The following is a 17,217-nucleotide window of genomic DNA, read 5'->3' on the forward strand; positions in this document are numbered from 1 at the left end:
AATAAAAGAAGACTTGCCCTTCTTACAACCTTTTTACATGATTTCCCCAAAAAAGAAGTGGTGAGGCACAATTCACCTTCCCGTTAAAAGTACCCAAAAAGAAAACCCTTTAGTACTAACTAAAAGGGTTCTCTAAGTATGGTGAACTTGCGCATTATTTCATGCATTACGCTCACACTATCAAGTACGCTCTAACTTCCTAATTGGAGATCATATATTATACAAATTTTAGACGGCCAGCCTCTATTGCAATATCTGCATCACTATGCGGATGTTTAGTATTCTCAATAATTTGATAATCTTCATGTCCTTTACCAGCAAAAATAATCATATCCCCTGGTTCAGCAATCTCAATCGCATGACGTACTGCCTCAGCACGATCTCCTATACATGCATAATTTTCATGTAGCATCCCTTTGGCAAGATCACCTGTAATACTATCGTAATCTTCATAGCGTGGGTCATCTGTCGTTAAAATTACGTAATCAGCGGCTGATGCCTTTTCTGCCATTGCCGGACGTTTCGATTTATCACGATTGCCACCTGTACCGACTAGGAAAATAAGCTTGCCTTTTTTATATGGTTGAGCTGAAGAAATCGCCTTTTCAATTGCGTCAGGTGTATGTGCATAATCAATAAAAATCTGCACAGGTAAATCTGAGCAAACCTTCTCCATGCGTCCTTTCACTGGTGGTAATTGCTCAATTTGCTCAATGATTGTTTCCATTGAATAGCCACGGCCATAAAAAGCAACCATAGCAGAAAGCACATTATATATATTAAATTCCCCGAGTAAATGCATTTTCACATGGTATATTCCCTCTGGCATATCAACGTCAAAAGAAGTCATGAAATCATGATACTCACAGTTAATAGCTCGGAAATCAGCTGCTTCATTTTTTAAACCATATGTCCATACTGGAAATGGTGTCATCGCTGCATAGCGCTCTGACCAAGCATCATCAGCATTTAACACTACACATTTATTCTTTTCTAAGTCTTGTCCAAGTTGAGAGAATAATAAGCCCTTCGCATGGCCATATTCCTCCATCGTTCCATGGAAATCAAGATGATCATGTGTAAGATTTGTAAAAATAGCTACATCATACTCTACGCCAGCTAGACGTCCAAGTGCTAAACCGTGTGAAGATACTTCCATAGTCATTAATCGGCAGCCTTCCATTTTTGCACGGAATATCATTTGTTGAGTCGATAATGCATCGCTCGTAGTATTTGCTGATTCATATAATATACCATTTAAATTAAAGCCGATTGTTCCTGTTAGTGCAGATTTCTCACCCATACCATGCATTATATTTTGAATAATACCTGTTACAGATGTTTTTCCATTTGTCCCTGTTACGCCAATCATTGTCATATCTTTCGATGGATAGTCAAAAAACTTTGCAGCTAACAAGCCAACTGCTCGATCCGTATCTTTCACAATGACCTGTGCAATGTTTTCTCCTAATGGTAATCTTCGTTCCGTCACAACAATTGTTGCGCCACCTTCAACAGCTTTTTGTGCATAGTCATGACCATCTACTGTATAACCGTTTATACAAACAAACATACTATTTGGTTGTACACTTCGTGAATCAATTACAATATCACTTACTTGGTCAGGTAGCACTCCAATTATTTTTTTCAAAGGTAATGCATTCAACAATTCCTCTGCATACATTTCATAGTCCTCCAATCAATCTCTACATTCATTTCATCATTTGTTGTTTATTCGACAAAAAATGACAAGATGAATACCCCCACATTGTATTGAATATATTTTACTACTTATTCGCCCATAAATAAAATCCCTGTAAGAACGTTTTTTTAATGAAAACGCTATCATTTTAATATATCTTTAATATTTCACCAAAATTTGGCTCATCACTATAACGTGTGGTTGATTTCCGCTCCGGCTGGGCGCTTTCCAGGGGCGTCCAGCCGGAACGGAAATCAGCTTATATAAATGGCATCTCCAATTTTTAATCCGAGAGCTCAAAATAACCTGACTTATCAAAAATCAACATTTATCGACAATCGTTATTGATTCATATATGTTGGAAGTTATATTTGGAGAGCTTGGTTAATGTGACTACTAAAAAAGTGAAGCGTCAAGGACCTTTAGTGATCCGACGCCTCATTTTTACTATTTCATAATAGTTCGTACAAGCTTAACTTTTTGTTTATATGGGGGAAAGAGAACATTCGTCTCTAACTTCGATGATTTTTTTAAGATAGATTTTGGATGGGTAAAGTTTTCAAAGCTTGCCTTCCCGTGGTATGCTTTTACCCCTGATGGTCCGACACCGCCAAATGGCAAATGTAAATTTCCTACATGTGTAATCGTATCATTTATACATCCTCCACCAAATGGTAATTCCTCTAAAAAGTACTGGGTAGCTTTTTCATGCTCTGAGAAAAAATAAGCCGCTAAAGGCTTTGGTAACTGACGAATTTGGTGAATGGCCAGCGGTAAATCATCATACATCATCACAGGTAAAATCGGACCAAATAGTTCATCCTGCATCGAAGGACTTGACCATTTCACATATCCAATAATTGTAGGCTCAATATACAAATCATCGCGATCTGTTCTACCACCAAATGTAATGGCATCACGTTCTTCCACGATAATTTGCTGCAAGCGATCAAATTGTCTTAAATTCACAATACGGCCGTAGTCAGGGCTTTTTAATGCGTTTTTACCATAGAAGGAACGAATCGTTGCTTTCAATATTTTCATAAATCGGTCATAGACATCTTTATGGACAAGGACATAATCTGGTGCCACACAGGTTTGACCAGTATTTGTGAATTTACCCCAAGCGATTCTTTTCGCTGCTACTTCTAAATTGGCTGTTTGATCAACAATTGCGGGACTTTTCCCACCAAGTTCTAGGGCAATTGGTGTTAGGCGTTCCGCCGCTGCCTTTGCAACAACTTTTCCGACTGCCACACTCCCTGTAAAAAATATATAGTCAAAGGACGCATGAATAAGTGCCGTCACTTCTTCTTTTTCCCCCTCCACAACACGCACATAGGAGGGATTAAATGTTTCTTCAATTATTTTCTTAACGATTGCTGCTGTATGCACAGATGTTTCTGACGGTTTTACAATAGCCGTATTACCACCAACAATTGCACCGATTAATGGCTCCATTACAAGCTGGAATGGATAATTGAATGGACCAATGATTAATGTTACGCCATACGGCTCTCTTACAATAAAGCTTTTTCCCATCTGGTATTGAATCGGTGTTTTTACAGCTTCAGGTTTCATCCATTCTTCAATATGCTTTACCATATAAGAAATACTATCTAAAACAATGCCGACTTCTGTTGCATATGCCTCAAACTCACTCTTTCGTAAATCTAAATATAGAGCATTCAAAATTTCTTTTTCATATTTTAAAATCATTTTCTTCAGTTTTATTAATTGCTCTTTTCGAAACTTTGTACTCTTCGTTGCTCGTGAAAAATAAAATTGACGTTGTTCTGTAATCATATTTTCTACATCTTGTGTCGTAAAGTTCATAATAAAAGCACCCCTTTTTTTAAAATGGCATACATAGTTTTTTCATTTCGAAACAAACTATCTTTGTCTATACGATACAACATTGACAACCAAAATTCCTCTTATATGAGTGGGATGCGTAAAGAATAAAGTTAGAATTGTTGATGGTTTTGTGATTTCGGGAAATTTACAACTACATATTGAAAATTGAAATGGGGGCGTAGATGAATGGCAACAACAACAGGAACTTGGTGGGAGTCTATTTTTTCTGGACCATTAGCACACGGTATTTGTGAAGAAAAATTATTGCTATTGAAAGATGAGGCTTTCTTATATCTCTCTACAATACCGGTCGAGCAAACAGAAGAACCTGAAGCTAATTAAAAATAGCGCGTTATAGGAGGTTATTTCCTATAATGCGCTATTTGTTGTACTTCATACTGAAATGGAATTTTCAGTTTACTAATAACCTTCCACTGAAAAATGTAGTTTTGAGACCATTATTGGTGAATTGCTTTGTCAAAAATAGCTTTTGCAGCATCCCCAATATGCTCTGATACTGTAGGATGTGGGAAAATCATATTTGCGAGAGTGTGGGCAGTACCACCAGCATTTTTAGTAGCTAAAATAGCATTTAACATCTCTGTTGCCCCATCAGCAACAACACAAGCCCCTAAAATACGTCCTTCCTTTTTCGTCGCAATAAGCTTTATGAAGCCCACTGTATTTTCTTCCATTAATGCTTTAGGGTTTGTATGTAAAGGCATTTGAGTAACCGTATAAGGTTCTGTAACCTGCCCTTCCAGTAAACCAAATGTCGCAATTTCAGGATGTGTATAAACACAGCGAGGTATCAAAGTTTGATCAATTAGTGCCGGCTTATTCCCTAAAATATGGTCCACAGCATGAATTCCTTCTGCACTCGCTGAATGAGCTAGCTGGTAACCACCAACTAAGTCACCGATAGCATAAATGTGTGGCTGACTTGTTTCAAGATGCTCATTGACAGCAATCAATCGACCATCGAAGGTTAGACCAAGCTGCTGAGCTATTTCTGTATTCGGGCGTCGACCTGTTGCAAATAGAAGATTTTCATATGTATAAATGCCTTTAGATGTATAAATTTCATTGCCATTAAAATGCTCAAATTGGAAATCTGTCACAAGCTCAATATCAAGCTTTTTCATCTTTTCACGAATAAGTGGTCGTGCATCTGGCTCTTCTGTCTGTAAAATATCTTCACTATGATTCAGCACTGTCACCTTCGTTCCAAGTGGTGCTAAACTAAATGCCATCTCTACTGCAATAACGCCACCACCGATAATTGTTAACTGCTTTGGTAGCTCTTTCATATCGAAAAATGTATCCGTTGTATAATAGGAAGACGTCTCTAAACCTTTAAAAGGTGGTACAAATGGTTTACTCCCGGTTGCTAAAATGATATCCGTTGCTGTAAAGGTCTCACTACCAACTGTTACAGTTAAATCATTAGATACTGCCGCTTCTCCTCGATAAAAGGTAATTTGATTGCTCAAAATATAGCCCTCAATATTCGTTAAAAGCTCGTCAATAATAGCATCCTTACGTTTCATCAATCGTGCGAAATTCACATTGACTGTAGGAGTTTCAATGCCCCAGTCATTACTACGTTGTATTTCTTGAATGAGCTTACTATGCTCCAACAAAATTTTCGAAGGAATACAGCCGACATTATAGCAGGCCCCTCCTACTTTATCACGCTCTACTAAAGCGACCTTCTTGCCACTTTTTGCTGCATGAATGGCTGCTACATAGCCCCCAGGACCTGCGCCAATAATTGCAATATCAAAATTTTCCACAAAATTCACCTCATTTACCACCATAGCATTTACAAAATTTGAATGCAATGTAATGGGGATACAGTGAATTCAGAAATCCTTTGTCTACTCCAAGAATACAAACCATCAGCAACAATAGAATTTAAGGTACAATAAGCGAAAATGTCCCTCACTATTCATTTTGAACAATGAGGAACATTATTTTTTATGTTAGATACTTGAAATAAGCATTTTTACAGTACGGATTCGGTATTTCAAATAAAATGTAAAGTGTCTGGAAAGGGTACCGCTTCTCTTTCGCGGGTATTCGCTTTGCTTCCGCGGGTATTTTGCTCTGCTCCGCGGGTAATCTCCCGTTTCCCGCGAGTATTCACTCTGCTCGCATGTATTATCCTTTACGCGAAATCAACGTAAAGTTAATAAATATTCCGTTCCCAAAAACGTTGTTGAGCAATTGCTTTTACAAATTTTTTAGCGAAATCTTTGTCGCCAGTTGCCAACACAATTCCTGGCCCTACATTGGCATTGGACATATTAAAAAATATCGTTCCAGATGTAGCTATGCCAATCGGTTTGTAATGTCTATACGCTTCATTGATATAATTTACAATATGCGAATTAAACCTTGCCTGATTGCTTGCTTTTACGCCTACAACATATAATGAATCAAATAGTACCGCATCTGTAGTAATAAATGTGTCACTTGCTGTTAACTGAACGCCATCACTACTTGTAACAACCCCTAATCTGTCAGAAATAATACTGTATCGAACACCCTGTCTCGTTAAATACTTCAGTATTTCTCCAACTTCATTTGCATCAAATCCATCACCTATTAGCACGCCTACCTTAAGTGTTTGTGGCATATTTATTGTATTAGCCTGGCTAAGTGCAGGTGATGATAACGTGACATTTATTTGCTCACCTTTTGGACGATTAACACCAACATTATCGGCCACAGTCGTTGCCATTGCTTTATCAACACGGACAAACATATCGACAACTTGTTGGCGAACTGACTTACTTTTCACCTTTCCTACCTCAAAACTAAAGGCATCAATGATATGCTGTTTTTCGGGGGGTGACATACTATTCCAAAACAGCCTTGCCTGTGAAAAATGATTATCAAACGATTTACTACGTGCTCGTGTGATGCGTCCTTCAACCTTTTCTTCATAATGGACAAAGCCACCTTCCCTTGCCGTTGATGTTGATGGTGTATTATTGGCCAAGGAATTTTTATGATAACTCACTTTTCCTACATTAATAGTTTGACGACTAAAGCCATTACGCTGATTGTTATGAAATGGACAAACTGGTCGGTTAATCGGGATTTCAGAAAAGTTTGGTCCCCCTAGACGTATTAGCTGTGTATCTAAATAAGAAAATAGCCTCCCCTGCAAAAGTGGATCATTTGTAAAATCTATGCCTGGTACAACATTTCCAGGGTGGAAGGCGACTTGCTCTGTTTCAGCGAAAACATTATCCACATTACGATTCAAGGTCATTTTCCCAATCTTTTTAACTGGCACTATCTCTTCAGGCCACAGCTTTGTTGCATCCAGAATATCAAAATCAAATTTAAATTCGTCCTCTGGCTCAAGCATTTGTACACCAAGCTCATATTCAGGGTAATCACCTATCTCAATGGATTCCCATAAATCACGTCGCTGAAAATCTGGATCCTTTCCAGCAATAATTTGTGCTTCATCCCAAATGAGTGAATGAACCCCTAACACAGGCTTCCAATGAAATTTTACAAACCTCGATTTTCCTTTATCATTGACGAAACGAAAAGCATGAACACCGAAGCCTTCCATCATTCGAAAACTTCTAGGTATTGCACGATCAGACATATGCCACATTATCATATGCGCAATTTCCTGATTGTTCGCTACAAAATCCCAAAACGTATCGTGAGCTGAGGCTGCTTGTGGCATTTCATTGTGGGGTTCAGGCTTTACCGCGTGAATTAAATCAGGAAACTTAATGGCATCCTGAATAAAAAAAACAGGTATATTATTACCAACTAAATCATAATTGCCTTCATCCGTGTAAAATTTCGTCGCAAAGCCACGAACATCACGTGCAGTATCCATCGAACCTAAGCTTCCAACTACAGTTGAAAATCTGACAAATACAGGTGTTTTCTTATTAGGATCCTGTAAAAAGCTTGCTTTAGTATAGTCCCCCATCGATTCATACAGCTCAAATTCTCCATGTGCTGCAAAGCCCCTCGCATGCACAACACGCTCTGGAATACGTTCATGATCAAAATGCGTTAGTTTTTCTCGAAAGTGAAAATCCTCCATAATAGTTGGCCCACGAAGTCCAGCCTTCAACGAATCCTCATCATTCGAAACTTTTAGCCCCTGATTCGTCGTCATCTTTTTTCCTTCATTATCGACACGAAACTGCTCTAACTGCTGATCCTTCGTATTCTCGTCTAAACTTTTGCGCTGATTCGACTTAGAGTTATCCACGCAATCCCCTTTCGTTCCAATACTCATAATTCTCAATATACACTATATGTTTGTCTGGAATAAACATGATTCGAGGCATTGATATAGGACGTAATCCAATATCAATTTTTTCTCAATAGGCGACAAAAAGTGGCGTAAAGTCAGTATTGTAATAGCAGGCAAATAAAGAATTCATTTACTCAAAACAAAACCTTGATTGGCAACTGAAGTGCCCCCAAAGTTAGATTTTTGTTCTAACAACCGGGATCCGCTTCAAATTTGCCTATCAAGGTATTTTCATCATTATTCAGCTATCTTTAACTATTTACTACTATTATTTAAATGCTTGAGCAGCTGCCACAGCTTTTTTCCAGCCTGTATAAAGTTCTTCACGATGTGAGTCATCCATATTAGGTGTGAATTGACGATCTAAATTCCAATACTCACTAATTTCATCAGTTGTTTTCCAGAAGCCAACTGCTAAACCTGCTAAATACGCAGCACCTAAAGCTGTTGTTTCGTTTATGACTGGACGATCAACAGGAACGTTTAATAAATCTGATTGGAATTGCATTAAGAAACTGTTTGCAACAGCACCACCATCTACACGTAATTTCGCTAGTGGAATATTGGCATCCGCTTCCATTGCACCAAGTACGTCTTTTGTTTGATACGCTAACGATTCTAGTGTTGCACGTACAAAATGTTCTTTAGAAGTACCGCGAGTTAAACCGAATACTGCTCCACGTACATCAGAATCCCAATAAGGTGTCCCTAGACCAACGAATGCAGGAACTACATAAACACCATCAGTCGACTCTACACGTGCAGCATATTGCTCAGATTCAGAAGCAGAACGGAACATTCGTAAGCCGTCGCGTAACCATTGAATAGCAGAGCCAGCTACGAAAATGCTTCCTTCTAAAGCGTAAGTCACCTTGCCATTTAAGCCCCAAGCAAGCGTTGTTAATAAACCGTTCTCTGATTTTACTGCCTTTTCACCAGTATTCATTAACATAAAGCAGCCCGTACCGTAAGTGTTTTTAACCATACCTTCTTCGAAACAAGCCTGACCGAATAGAGCAGCTTGTTGATCACCTGCAGCCCCTGCAATAGGAACAGCAGAACCAAAGAACAGAGCTTCCTCCGTATATCCATACACTTCTGAAGATGGGCGAACTTCAGGAAGCATAGAAGCAGGAACGCCTAAAATGTCTAATATTTCTTCATCCCATTTTAAATCATAAATATTGTACATTAACGTACGAGAAGCATTTGAATAATCTGTAACATGGACTTTACCACCTGTTAACTTCCATATTAACCACGTATCAATTGTACCGAATAATAAATCGCCTGCTTCTGCTTTTTCACGAGCACCTTCAACATTGTCTAAAATCCATTTTACTTTTGTACCTGAGAAGTATGCATCGATTAATAAACCTGTTTTATCACGGAATAAATCATTGTAACCGTTTTCTTTCAATTCCTCACAAATAGCGTTCGTTTGGCGTGATTGCCATACAATCGCATTATAAATTGGTTTCCCTGAATGTTTATCCCAAACAACAGTTGTTTCGCGTTGGTTTGTAATACCGATCCCAGCAATTTGATTTGATTCAATATTTTTTGCAGAAAGCACTGTAGCGATACAAGAAAGAATGGAAGACCAAATTTCTTCTGCGTGATGTTCAACCCATCCGGATTGTGGGAAATATTGCGGGAATTCTTGTTGTGCAACGTGGAGAATGCTCCCTTTTTCATCAAACAAAATAGCACGTGAGCTTGTTGTACCTTGGTCCAAAGCTAAAATATATTTTTTTTCTGACATCGGTCATACCTCCAAATAATTTTTTAATTACTCTTCACTTTTAACATTTTTCACTGTCATTTGAGCACTGATGAAAATAATAACTACGATAATAGCAAACACCCAAAATGCGATACTATTTTTCCCCTCAAAAATTTGTTGGAAAAATAGGGCACCGAATGTACCACCGATAATTGGACCTACAACTGGAATCCATGCATATGACCACCCTGAGTCACGTTTACCTGGGATTGGTAAGAAAAAGTGAGCTATACGTGGGCCTAGGTCACGAGCAGGGTTAATTGCATAACCAGTAGGACCCCCTAATGCCATCCCAATGACTACAATTAGCATACCAACTAGAAAAGGATTTAAACCATCCGTAATTGTATTTGTTCCTAATGCTAGAATACCTAAAACAAGTATAAATGTACCAATCATTTCTGAGATTAAATTTGATAATGGATGTTTAATAGCAGGCATCGTAGAAAATACAGCCAGTTTCGCTTCCGGATCTTTCGTACCTTTCCAATGTGGTAAATACATAAAATAAACGAGTACCCCACCTAAAAATGCACCAATCAATTGTGCAGCAATGTAAGTAGGTACGTCTTCCCACGGGAAATTACCGATTGTAGCAAGCGCGATCGTTAAAGCAGGATTTAAATGAGCCCCACTAATACCACCAACAGCATATGCAGCCATCGCCACAGCTAGACCCCAAGCGAATGTAATCACTACCCATCCACCGCCAAAACCTTTCGATTTGTGCAGTGATACACCTGCAACAACGCCACCACCGAATAAAATAAGAATCATCGTGCCGACAAGTTCAGCTGTAAATGTTGACATACAAAAAGCCCCCCTTTGTAATAGTGCACTTAGTAAAAAAATAAACCCACACTTAAACAAACTGCATGTTGTAATGCAGATGAATAAATGTGGGTTCCTTTTCCTAACCACGCGCTTTTTAACTTATGTACATTGTAGAGAAAATAATATACATAGTCAACGATATTTTTGGAAATTTTCCCACAACTTCTTATTTGATGTTGTAATCGCTATTGCTCCAGCCGATAACGCTTCCTCTATGCTTTCAACAGTGCGAACTAGTCCACCTGTAATAACTGGAATTTTTGTTCGCTGGTGTACTTCTGAAATCATTGAAGGAATGATGCCTGGTAATAATTCAATATAATCAGGCTTTGCTGACTCAATCATTGAAAAGCTTTTTTCAAGTGCAATCGTATCAATTAAAAAGACGCGCTGAATGGCAATAATCCCACGAGATTTTGCTTTTATTAACATATTAGATCGAGTGGAAATTATACCTGCTGGACGGATATCATTACATAAAAAATCTGCTGCAAAGTTATCCGTTTTTAAGCCATGAATTAAATCTGCATGAATAATTAATTTTTTACCGTTACGATCTGCTTCTCGTTTTATGGACATGAGCAAACTAATATGCACTTCTAATAGAACAATGTATTCGAATCGACTATTTAATATTTCATCAAATTGCTTTACTGTTCGTGCAGCGGGAATAATTTGTTGATCATTGAAATTCATTTGATTTCCCCTTTATTCAAAAGTGAGGTCGCCATTAAGACGACCTTCATTTTTATTATAATGCAGTAGTAGCTCTTGTTATTTCTAAATTTAAATCTTTTTCATATTGTGTACGTTGTTCAGTAGACCAATGTAATTGTTTTGCCATTTCATCTAATACAGCATCTTTATATTTTTTTACAAGAGCAATATTAAAGAACATATACGCTGTACGACGAATCATAAAGTCGTTTGGATGAACAACCATTTCCTGATGAATACCATACAGTAGCTGAGCATATAGCCCTTGTGGTAATACAGGATGCTTTTCTTTAGCATATTCAAAAACAGTATCCACATTAGAACCGTAATGATGTGCTAAATGTTTTGCTTCCTCTTCTGATAATCCGATATCGACACCCATTTTTGTTCGTTTTGACACGAAGGCATGTAAGTTTTGGGAGCCTCCAACATCTCCACCAGATATATGAATATTCTTTGTATGACATGGCTTTGATGCAATGCCAAATCGTTGTTCTAAATCTTGCGCAATCATATTTAAAACCGTTTCAGCCATTTTACGATAACCTGTTAATTTACCGCCAGCAATTGTCACAAGACCTGACGGAGATTCCCATACTTCGTCCTTACGAGAAATTTCAGATGGATTTTTACCTTCCTCATGAATTAATGGACGAACACCTGCCCAACTTGATTCGATATCTTCATCAGTGACGTTAACTTTTGGAAACATGTAATGAATTGCCTTCATAATATAATCACGATCTTCTTGATGGATATTCATTTCTCGGGCATCGCCTTCGTAAAATGTATCTGTCGTTCCAACATATGTTTTTCCATTTCGAGGAATTGCAAACACCATTCGACCATCAGGTGTGTCAAAATAGACAGCTTGACGTAGTGGGAATTTCGATTCATCAAAAACGATGTGCACACCTTTTGATAAAATTAAATGCTTACCATTTTGTTTCCCTTCAATATTACGAACCTCATCTACCCATGGACCTGCAGCATTCACAACTTTTTTTGCACGAATATTAAATGCGTTATGGGCAATCAAATCTTGTGCTACGATACCATTAATTTTCTTTTCGTCATTGTATAAAAAGTTTTCTGCCTTTGTATAGTTAATGAGTGTAGCACCTTTTTCAATGGCAGCTTTAGCAACTTCGACTGTCAGACGTGCATCATCTGTACGATATTCTACATACACACCACCGCCACGTAATTCCTCAGCTTTGACCAAAGGTTCTTTTTCCATCGTTTTTGCAGAATTTAACATATATCGACGCTCAGAACGTTTAACTCCTGCTAAAAAATCATAGACACGTAAGCCAACATTCGTTGAGAATTTACCGAATGTGCCTCCTTTATGAAATGGAAGTAACATCCAAACCGGCGTTGTTACATGTGGTCCATTTTCATAAACGATCGCACGCTCTTTCCCTAATTCTGCAACCTCTTTTATTTCAAATTGTTTTAAATAACGAAGTCCACCGTGCACTAATTTTGTCGAACGACTAGAAGTACCAGCGGCGAAGTCTTGCATTTCAACTAACGCTACAGAGAGTCCACGAGCAACTGCATCAAGTGCGATACCACAACCTGTAATCCCACCACCGATAACCAATAAATCATATTCTTTACTTTCTAATTCTACAATCGTTTGTTGACGTTGTATTGCTGAAGCTGTGCTCATAATGAATTTCCTCCTTATTTAAAGCGAAAAAAAGAGACCATTAAAAGCACATGTACAAATGTACATATGTTTTTAATGGTCTCTCAATCGCTCAAACCTAGTATATTAACTTAATTTCATTGTAATCTGTTTAGAAAGAAAAGGCAAGGTAGATAGGCTAAATAATGCAAATACAACATGCACTTTTCAATCATTTATCGGTTTAGAACGTTCATATGTACTGTTCAATTGTCATGGCTTCTGGTGTTATTTATTCCCCAATACAACAAATTTATTTATCTACATTTGGGAGTGGTGGATAAATAAATCTTAGTTGTCATCGTCGCATTGAAAGGAGTCGCCCAGTCGTAAACGAAGATCAACTTAATATATGTCATACTTTTAATAATTGTTATTCCCACCTTTTGTGATGAGATGTAAAAACGGCAGATTCTCCATTAAGTTACGGAAAATCTGCTAATTGGCATTAAAATATGTATTGTATCATTTCATGTATGTTGCAATAAGGATTGTCACGGCTTTCTGTCTTGCGTAGTGCCATCATATCTGTGCAATTTTTAATAGCGACCTCATGTCGAAGTGCGATAGGTGCAATGACTGACTCATCTGCTTTATGGCGAAAATAACGTGTTATTCCAAGATGCTGCTCCATCTTGTCATTTAATACTGCTCGAGGATACTTTTCAGACATATCGACCTCTTCAAAATGCAACAGTAGCCATAATTCGAACGCTTCATTTGAATAGGCAATATGAATATTATTCTCCTCACAAAAGTCATTCACTTCCTCTAATTGCTTTTCGGTTAAATCATCCTTATCAAAAACAATCCAAACCTCATCAAAATATTGATAGCTTGAATCTCGATAGGCATGCTGGGCAAGCTTAATAGCCGAACGTTTAACGTTTTTTATTTTGACACTTACCATTTTGGAGCGCTTTAAAATACGCAGTTGCTCAAAATAAATGCGTTCGGTTTCACCTTCACAATAAATTAAAACGGTTTTACGCAGTGTTCGATTCCCTTGTTGACGCACTCTCACTGCTCAGATACCTCCACTTCCTCTAAATATTGATTTGATAAATATTCATTAATAACCGGTGTCGCCCCAAATTCGCCTTTTAAGTAACGCTTGGCAAAGGAAATATCTCCACGTTTCTTCTGCAAATCTGCAAAATCAAATAAGGAGTATAACTCGGATTCATTTTTAAAGCTTTTATTCATAAACCATATTTGATCGGAACGTAGTGGCTGATCTAATAAATCAATTTCATGACTTGTGACAACAAATTGATTCGTCACATTACGCTTGCTGTTCATAATGGCCATTAGAAATTCGCAGATGGACACATGAAATGCTGTATCAAATTCATCTATAAAGATCGTCTTCCCTTTATTGTATGCATCTACCATAACGCATGCTAAATGCAGCATACGGACTGTCCCCTTTGAATCCATCGTCCAATTGATCGACTCTGTCCCGATTGGCACACCTGCTTCATCAAACGATGAATAGTGCAAATCAATATCCACTTCTTGAATAACCTCTGGCGTATCAAAATCATAGCCAATCGTATTTTTCTCTCTACGCTCAACGCGTTTTGCCGTCACATCTTGAATAGAAAAGTCTGCAACCTTTAGTAACTTCATCACTTCTTTTTTAAAGGACTCCTCTTCAAGTTTACGAATAAGTGGATGACTTGATAACCGATTCGCTTCATCTAAAAACAGTATTTTATGTAAGAACCAATCAAATATTTTCGTAGCATCTGGGTCATTAAAGACATTTAATACTGATAAGAACGCTGTATTATTACGCGTATATTTTGTCAGCTCTAACGCTGTGCTTTCGGCAGTTTCATACAAATATTCTGTCCCATCCCACTGTCTATTAAAGAGCTGCTCTCTCAAGGATTTTGTCGTTTTAGTTAGGCCTTCATAAAGGACCTGTGAAGCATTATATTGTACCTCATAATCGTACAGTACCCCATCTAGGAATAACGAAATCATAAATTCTGTCGGTTGCCCTTGCTGACCTCCTAACTTAAACGGCTGGTAGGGCAAGCGCAATTGTTTAACATTATTAAGATTTTCAAAGTTAAACAATAAAGAACGTAAAATTTTAATAGCAGTGAATAAGTTTGATTTTCCACTTCCATTTGGTCCGAAAATAAAGGCACTTTTTACAAGGCGAAACGAGTCAAATTTCATCGTATGTGTGTCCTTTAATTTACGAATGCGGCTTCCCGCCACCATTGAAAATAGTGTTTCGTCTTTATAACTTAAGCAATTTTTCACTCTAAAATCTACTAGCATTTGTAAGCCCCCGTTCAATTCCGCAACATTCCTTTAATTGTACTATAGGCGAAAAAAAACACCTATTACTCCACGTAATACCAATGATAAGTTGCTCAATTATTTGCTGATGAATGATAAGTTCTCTCTTTATAAGTAATTGTAAATATAAAAAGACGATTTTCCCTTTAGAGCAGGGTAAATCGCCAAAGAATACAATTATCATCATCTACATATTTTGAGCTCATCCTCAAGGAGTCGCCCATAGTTGATAAAAACTGAAATTGTTCCGATAAACCTTCAAAGTATTCATATAAAAATGAATTCATCACAATAATCGTGGGGTTGATTTCCGCTTCGCTGCGCTCCAGGGTCTCATCTTTGACAACATGTACATATTTTTATAATTAAATTCCCACTATCTTTTCATTTTTTAATGCTTGCAATGTACGCTCTATGCCTTCCGCAAAAGAAGTTTTTGGTCTCCATCCGATTGCCTTCGCCAATTTGGCATTATTTAAAAACGAATGCTCAATATCTCCCTCTCTCGTAGGAGCGTATTGAATTTCTAAAGGGTGATTTAAATGCTGTAATAATAAAATGACTTGATGAATCGACCATGCCTCATTAGTTGATACATTATAAATGCCTTGCAATCTAGCCTGCACACCAGCATAAATAGCATCTGCAATGTCATCTACATATATGAAATCTCGTGTTTGTTCTCCATCTCCATAAATCGTAAAAGGCTTTCCTTCAATACTGCTTTTTAACATGCTAGGAATAACCGCCGCTTCCCCCTGCATACATTGCCCTGGACCGAATACATTAGCAAATCTATAAATTAACGTTGGTAAACGATAATCTTTTTGCCATTTTTCACAGTATGTCTCACCAATACTTTTGTTTAATCCATACATCGAAATCGGTTCACTAACATCTGTTTCTTCCAATGGAGGATAGTGACTATCTCCATAAACAGCTGCTGAAGAGGCAAAAACGAAATGCTTTACCTTATACTTTGACGATAAGAAGAGCATCTGACTAAGCCCTACAATATTTGTTAAAACATCCTTCACTGGCTCTTGCATCGATTTTTGAACACTCGTTTGCGCTGCACAATGGATAACCACATCAAATGATGTTTCTTTAAAAAGATGCTCACAAACTTCATCTTCCACATTCAAAAGATAAGATTTATGCTCAAAGTCGACATTGCGTAAATGGCCTGTACTTAAATTATCAATAATATAAACATTTGCACCCTCTTTAAAAAAACGCCTCGCCACTGCACTACCAATAAAACCATAACCGCCTGTCACTAATACATTCATCCCATCGCCCCCAAAAACAATATGATGTTTTATATGCAGTATTTACTAAAATTATGCAAGTAAATTATTTATTGTGCTATTTTTTTGCAATGTTTTTTGTTTAGATAAAAAAATGTGCTCGATATGTATCGAGCACATTTTACAAAATTAAGCTGGGTTTACTTCCAGTTCAACTGAAATTTTGATGTCTTTACCAACTAGAACACCGCCTGTTTCCAATGCAGCATTCCAAGTTAAGCCAAATTCTTCACGATTAATTGTTGTTACAGATTCAAAGCCATAAACTTCTTGGCCCCATGGATTTGTACCTTTACCATTAAATTCAGTATCAAATGTTACTGATCTCGTTACGTCTTTAATTGTTAAATCACCTGTAATCGCATATTCATCATCTGATTTTTTTGCAATGTTTGTAGACTTGAATGTAATTGTCGGATATTTTTCAGAATCGAAGAAATCTGCTGCTTTTAAGTGATTATCACGATCTTCACTACGTGTATTAATGCTAGCAGGATCAATTGTAAAGCTAATGTTTGCTGTTGTTAAATCTGCAAGATCTGTTGCTTCAATATCTGCTGAATAAGTATCGAATACACCTTTTACTTTTGATACCATCATGTGTTTTACTTGAAAGTTAATTGCTGAGTGTCCTAAATCAATGTTCCATTTTGTCATTATAAATTCCTCCAATTGGGTTGTTTTTATCTCGAA

13 protein-coding genes are annotated in these 17,217 nt (G+C 37.5%); 1 reads left to right on the top strand and 12 read right to left on the bottom strand.

Going from position 1 to position 17,217, the window contains the following annotated elements; all coding sequences use genetic code 11:
- Window positions 1-217 precede the first annotated feature (217 nt).
- Window positions 218-1,684: a UDP-N-acetylmuramoyl-L-alanyl-D-glutamate--2,6-diaminopimelate ligase gene (locus ACIQLB_RS19160; protein ID WP_400729348.1), complete on the bottom strand. Its 1,467-nt coding sequence runs from the start codon at window positions 1,682-1,684 to the stop codon at window positions 218-220.
- Window positions 1,685-2,149: 465 nt separating this feature from the next.
- Window positions 2,150-3,538 carry an aldehyde dehydrogenase gene (locus ACIQLB_RS19165; RefSeq protein ID WP_400729351.1) on the bottom strand — a complete coding sequence of 463 codons (1,389 nt, stop codon included), beginning with the start codon at window positions 3,536-3,538 and terminating at the stop codon, window positions 2,150-2,152.
- Window positions 3,539-3,745: 207 nt separating this feature from the next.
- Here ACIQLB_RS19165 and ACIQLB_RS19170 point away from each other — a divergent pair, with 207 nt between their 5' ends.
- Window positions 3,746-3,901, top strand: a complete 156-nt coding sequence (locus ACIQLB_RS19170; protein ID WP_400729354.1) for a hypothetical protein — start codon at window positions 3,746-3,748, stop codon at window positions 3,899-3,901.
- 116 nt (window positions 3,902-4,017) lie between these two features.
- Here the strand turns inward: ACIQLB_RS19170 and lpdA are convergent, their stop codons facing one another.
- The 10 genes from lpdA to ACIQLB_RS19220 all read right to left on the bottom strand — a co-directional run bounded on the left by lpdA (window position 4,018) and on the right by ACIQLB_RS19220 (window position 17,181).
- The gene (lpdA, locus tag ACIQLB_RS19175) at window positions 4,018-5,355 is read right to left on the bottom strand and encodes a dihydrolipoyl dehydrogenase (RefSeq protein WP_400729356.1); all 1,338 of its coding nucleotides are present in this window, start codon (window positions 5,353-5,355) and stop codon (window positions 4,018-4,020) included.
- Window positions 5,356-5,750: 395 nt separating this feature from the next.
- A complete protein-coding gene (locus ACIQLB_RS19180) occupies window positions 5,751-7,844 on the bottom strand; it encodes a catalase (protein ID WP_400729359.1) in 2,094 nt (697 codons plus the stop codon).
- A gap of 286 nt (window positions 7,845-8,130) precedes the next feature.
- Window positions 8,131-9,627, bottom strand: a complete 1,497-nt coding sequence (glpK, locus tag ACIQLB_RS19185) for a glycerol kinase GlpK (protein WP_400729362.1) — start codon at window positions 9,625-9,627, stop codon at window positions 8,131-8,133.
- Window positions 9,628-9,654: 27 nt separating this feature from the next.
- A complete protein-coding gene (locus tag ACIQLB_RS19190) occupies window positions 9,655-10,458 on the bottom strand; it encodes an MIP/aquaporin family protein (RefSeq protein ID WP_400729364.1) in 804 nt (267 codons plus the stop codon).
- Window positions 10,459-10,614: 156 nt separating this feature from the next.
- The gene (locus tag ACIQLB_RS19195; RefSeq protein WP_400729367.1) at window positions 10,615-11,178 is read right to left on the bottom strand and encodes a glycerol-3-phosphate responsive antiterminator; all 564 of its coding nucleotides are present in this window, start codon (window positions 11,176-11,178) and stop codon (window positions 10,615-10,617) included.
- Between the two features lie 55 nt (window positions 11,179-11,233).
- Window positions 11,234-12,877 carry a glycerol-3-phosphate dehydrogenase/oxidase gene (locus ACIQLB_RS19200; protein WP_400729370.1) on the bottom strand — a complete coding sequence of 548 codons (1,644 nt, stop codon included), beginning with the start codon at window positions 12,875-12,877 and terminating at the stop codon, window positions 11,234-11,236.
- A gap of 466 nt (window positions 12,878-13,343) precedes the next feature.
- On the bottom strand, window positions 13,344-13,919 hold the full coding sequence (locus ACIQLB_RS19205; RefSeq protein WP_400729372.1) for an RloB family protein: 576 nt from the start codon (window positions 13,917-13,919) through the stop codon (window positions 13,344-13,346).
- Window positions 13,916-15,193 carry an AAA family ATPase gene (locus ACIQLB_RS19210; protein ID WP_400729374.1) on the bottom strand — a complete coding sequence of 426 codons (1,278 nt, stop codon included), beginning with the start codon at window positions 15,191-15,193 and terminating at the stop codon, window positions 13,916-13,918. The genes ACIQLB_RS19205 and ACIQLB_RS19210 overlap by 4 nt, the downstream gene beginning before the upstream one ends.
- A gap of 386 nt (window positions 15,194-15,579) precedes the next feature.
- Complete coding sequence (locus ACIQLB_RS19215) at window positions 15,580-16,506, bottom strand: NAD-dependent epimerase/dehydratase family protein (RefSeq protein ID WP_400729377.1); 927 nt, start codon at window positions 16,504-16,506, stop codon at window positions 15,580-15,582.
- A gap of 147 nt (window positions 16,507-16,653) precedes the next feature.
- On the bottom strand, window positions 16,654-17,181 hold the full coding sequence (locus ACIQLB_RS19220) for a YceI family protein (protein ID WP_400729380.1): 528 nt from the start codon (window positions 17,179-17,181) through the stop codon (window positions 16,654-16,656).
- Window positions 17,182-17,217 lie beyond the last annotated feature (36 nt).

This window comes from Lysinibacillus sp. NPDC092081, assembly GCF_044755845.1.
Classification (GTDB): Bacteria; Bacillota; Bacilli; order Bacillales_A; family Planococcaceae; genus Lysinibacillus.

Excerpts from the sequence above, each read along its gene's own strand:
- ACIQLB_RS19215 (WP_400729377.1), bottom strand. The coding sequence starts at position 16,506 with ATGAATGTATTAGTGACAGGCGGTTATGGTTTTATTGGTAGTGCAGTG.
- ACIQLB_RS19165 (WP_400729351.1), bottom strand. The coding sequence starts at position 3,538 with ATGAACTTTACGACACAAGATGTAGAAAATATGATTACAGAACAACGT.
- ACIQLB_RS19170 (WP_400729354.1), top strand. The coding sequence starts at position 3,746 with ATGGCAACAACAACAGGAACTTGGTGGGAGTCTATTTTTTCTGGACCA.
- ACIQLB_RS19220 (WP_400729380.1), bottom strand. The coding sequence starts at position 17,181 with ATGACAAAATGGAACATTGATTTAGGACACTCAGCAATTAACTTTCAA.
- glpK (WP_400729362.1), bottom strand. The coding sequence starts at position 9,627 with ATGTCAGAAAAAAAATATATTTTAGCTTTGGACCAAGGTACAACAAGC.
- ACIQLB_RS19190 (WP_400729364.1), bottom strand. The coding sequence starts at position 10,458 with ATGTCAACATTTACAGCTGAACTTGTCGGCACGATGATTCTTATTTTA.
- ACIQLB_RS19210 (WP_400729374.1), bottom strand. The coding sequence starts at position 15,193 with ATGCTAGTAGATTTTAGAGTGAAAAATTGCTTAAGTTATAAAGACGAA.
- ACIQLB_RS19180 (WP_400729359.1), bottom strand. The coding sequence starts at position 7,844 with ATGAGTATTGGAACGAAAGGGGATTGCGTGGATAACTCTAAGTCGAAT.
- ACIQLB_RS19160 (WP_400729348.1), bottom strand. The coding sequence starts at position 1,684 with ATGTATGCAGAGGAATTGTTGAATGCATTACCTTTGAAAAAAATAATT.
- ACIQLB_RS19200 (WP_400729370.1), bottom strand. The coding sequence starts at position 12,877 with ATGAGCACAGCTTCAGCAATACAACGTCAACAAACGATTGTAGAATTA.
- ACIQLB_RS19195 (WP_400729367.1), bottom strand. The coding sequence starts at position 11,178 with ATGAATTTCAATGATCAACAAATTATTCCCGCTGCACGAACAGTAAAG.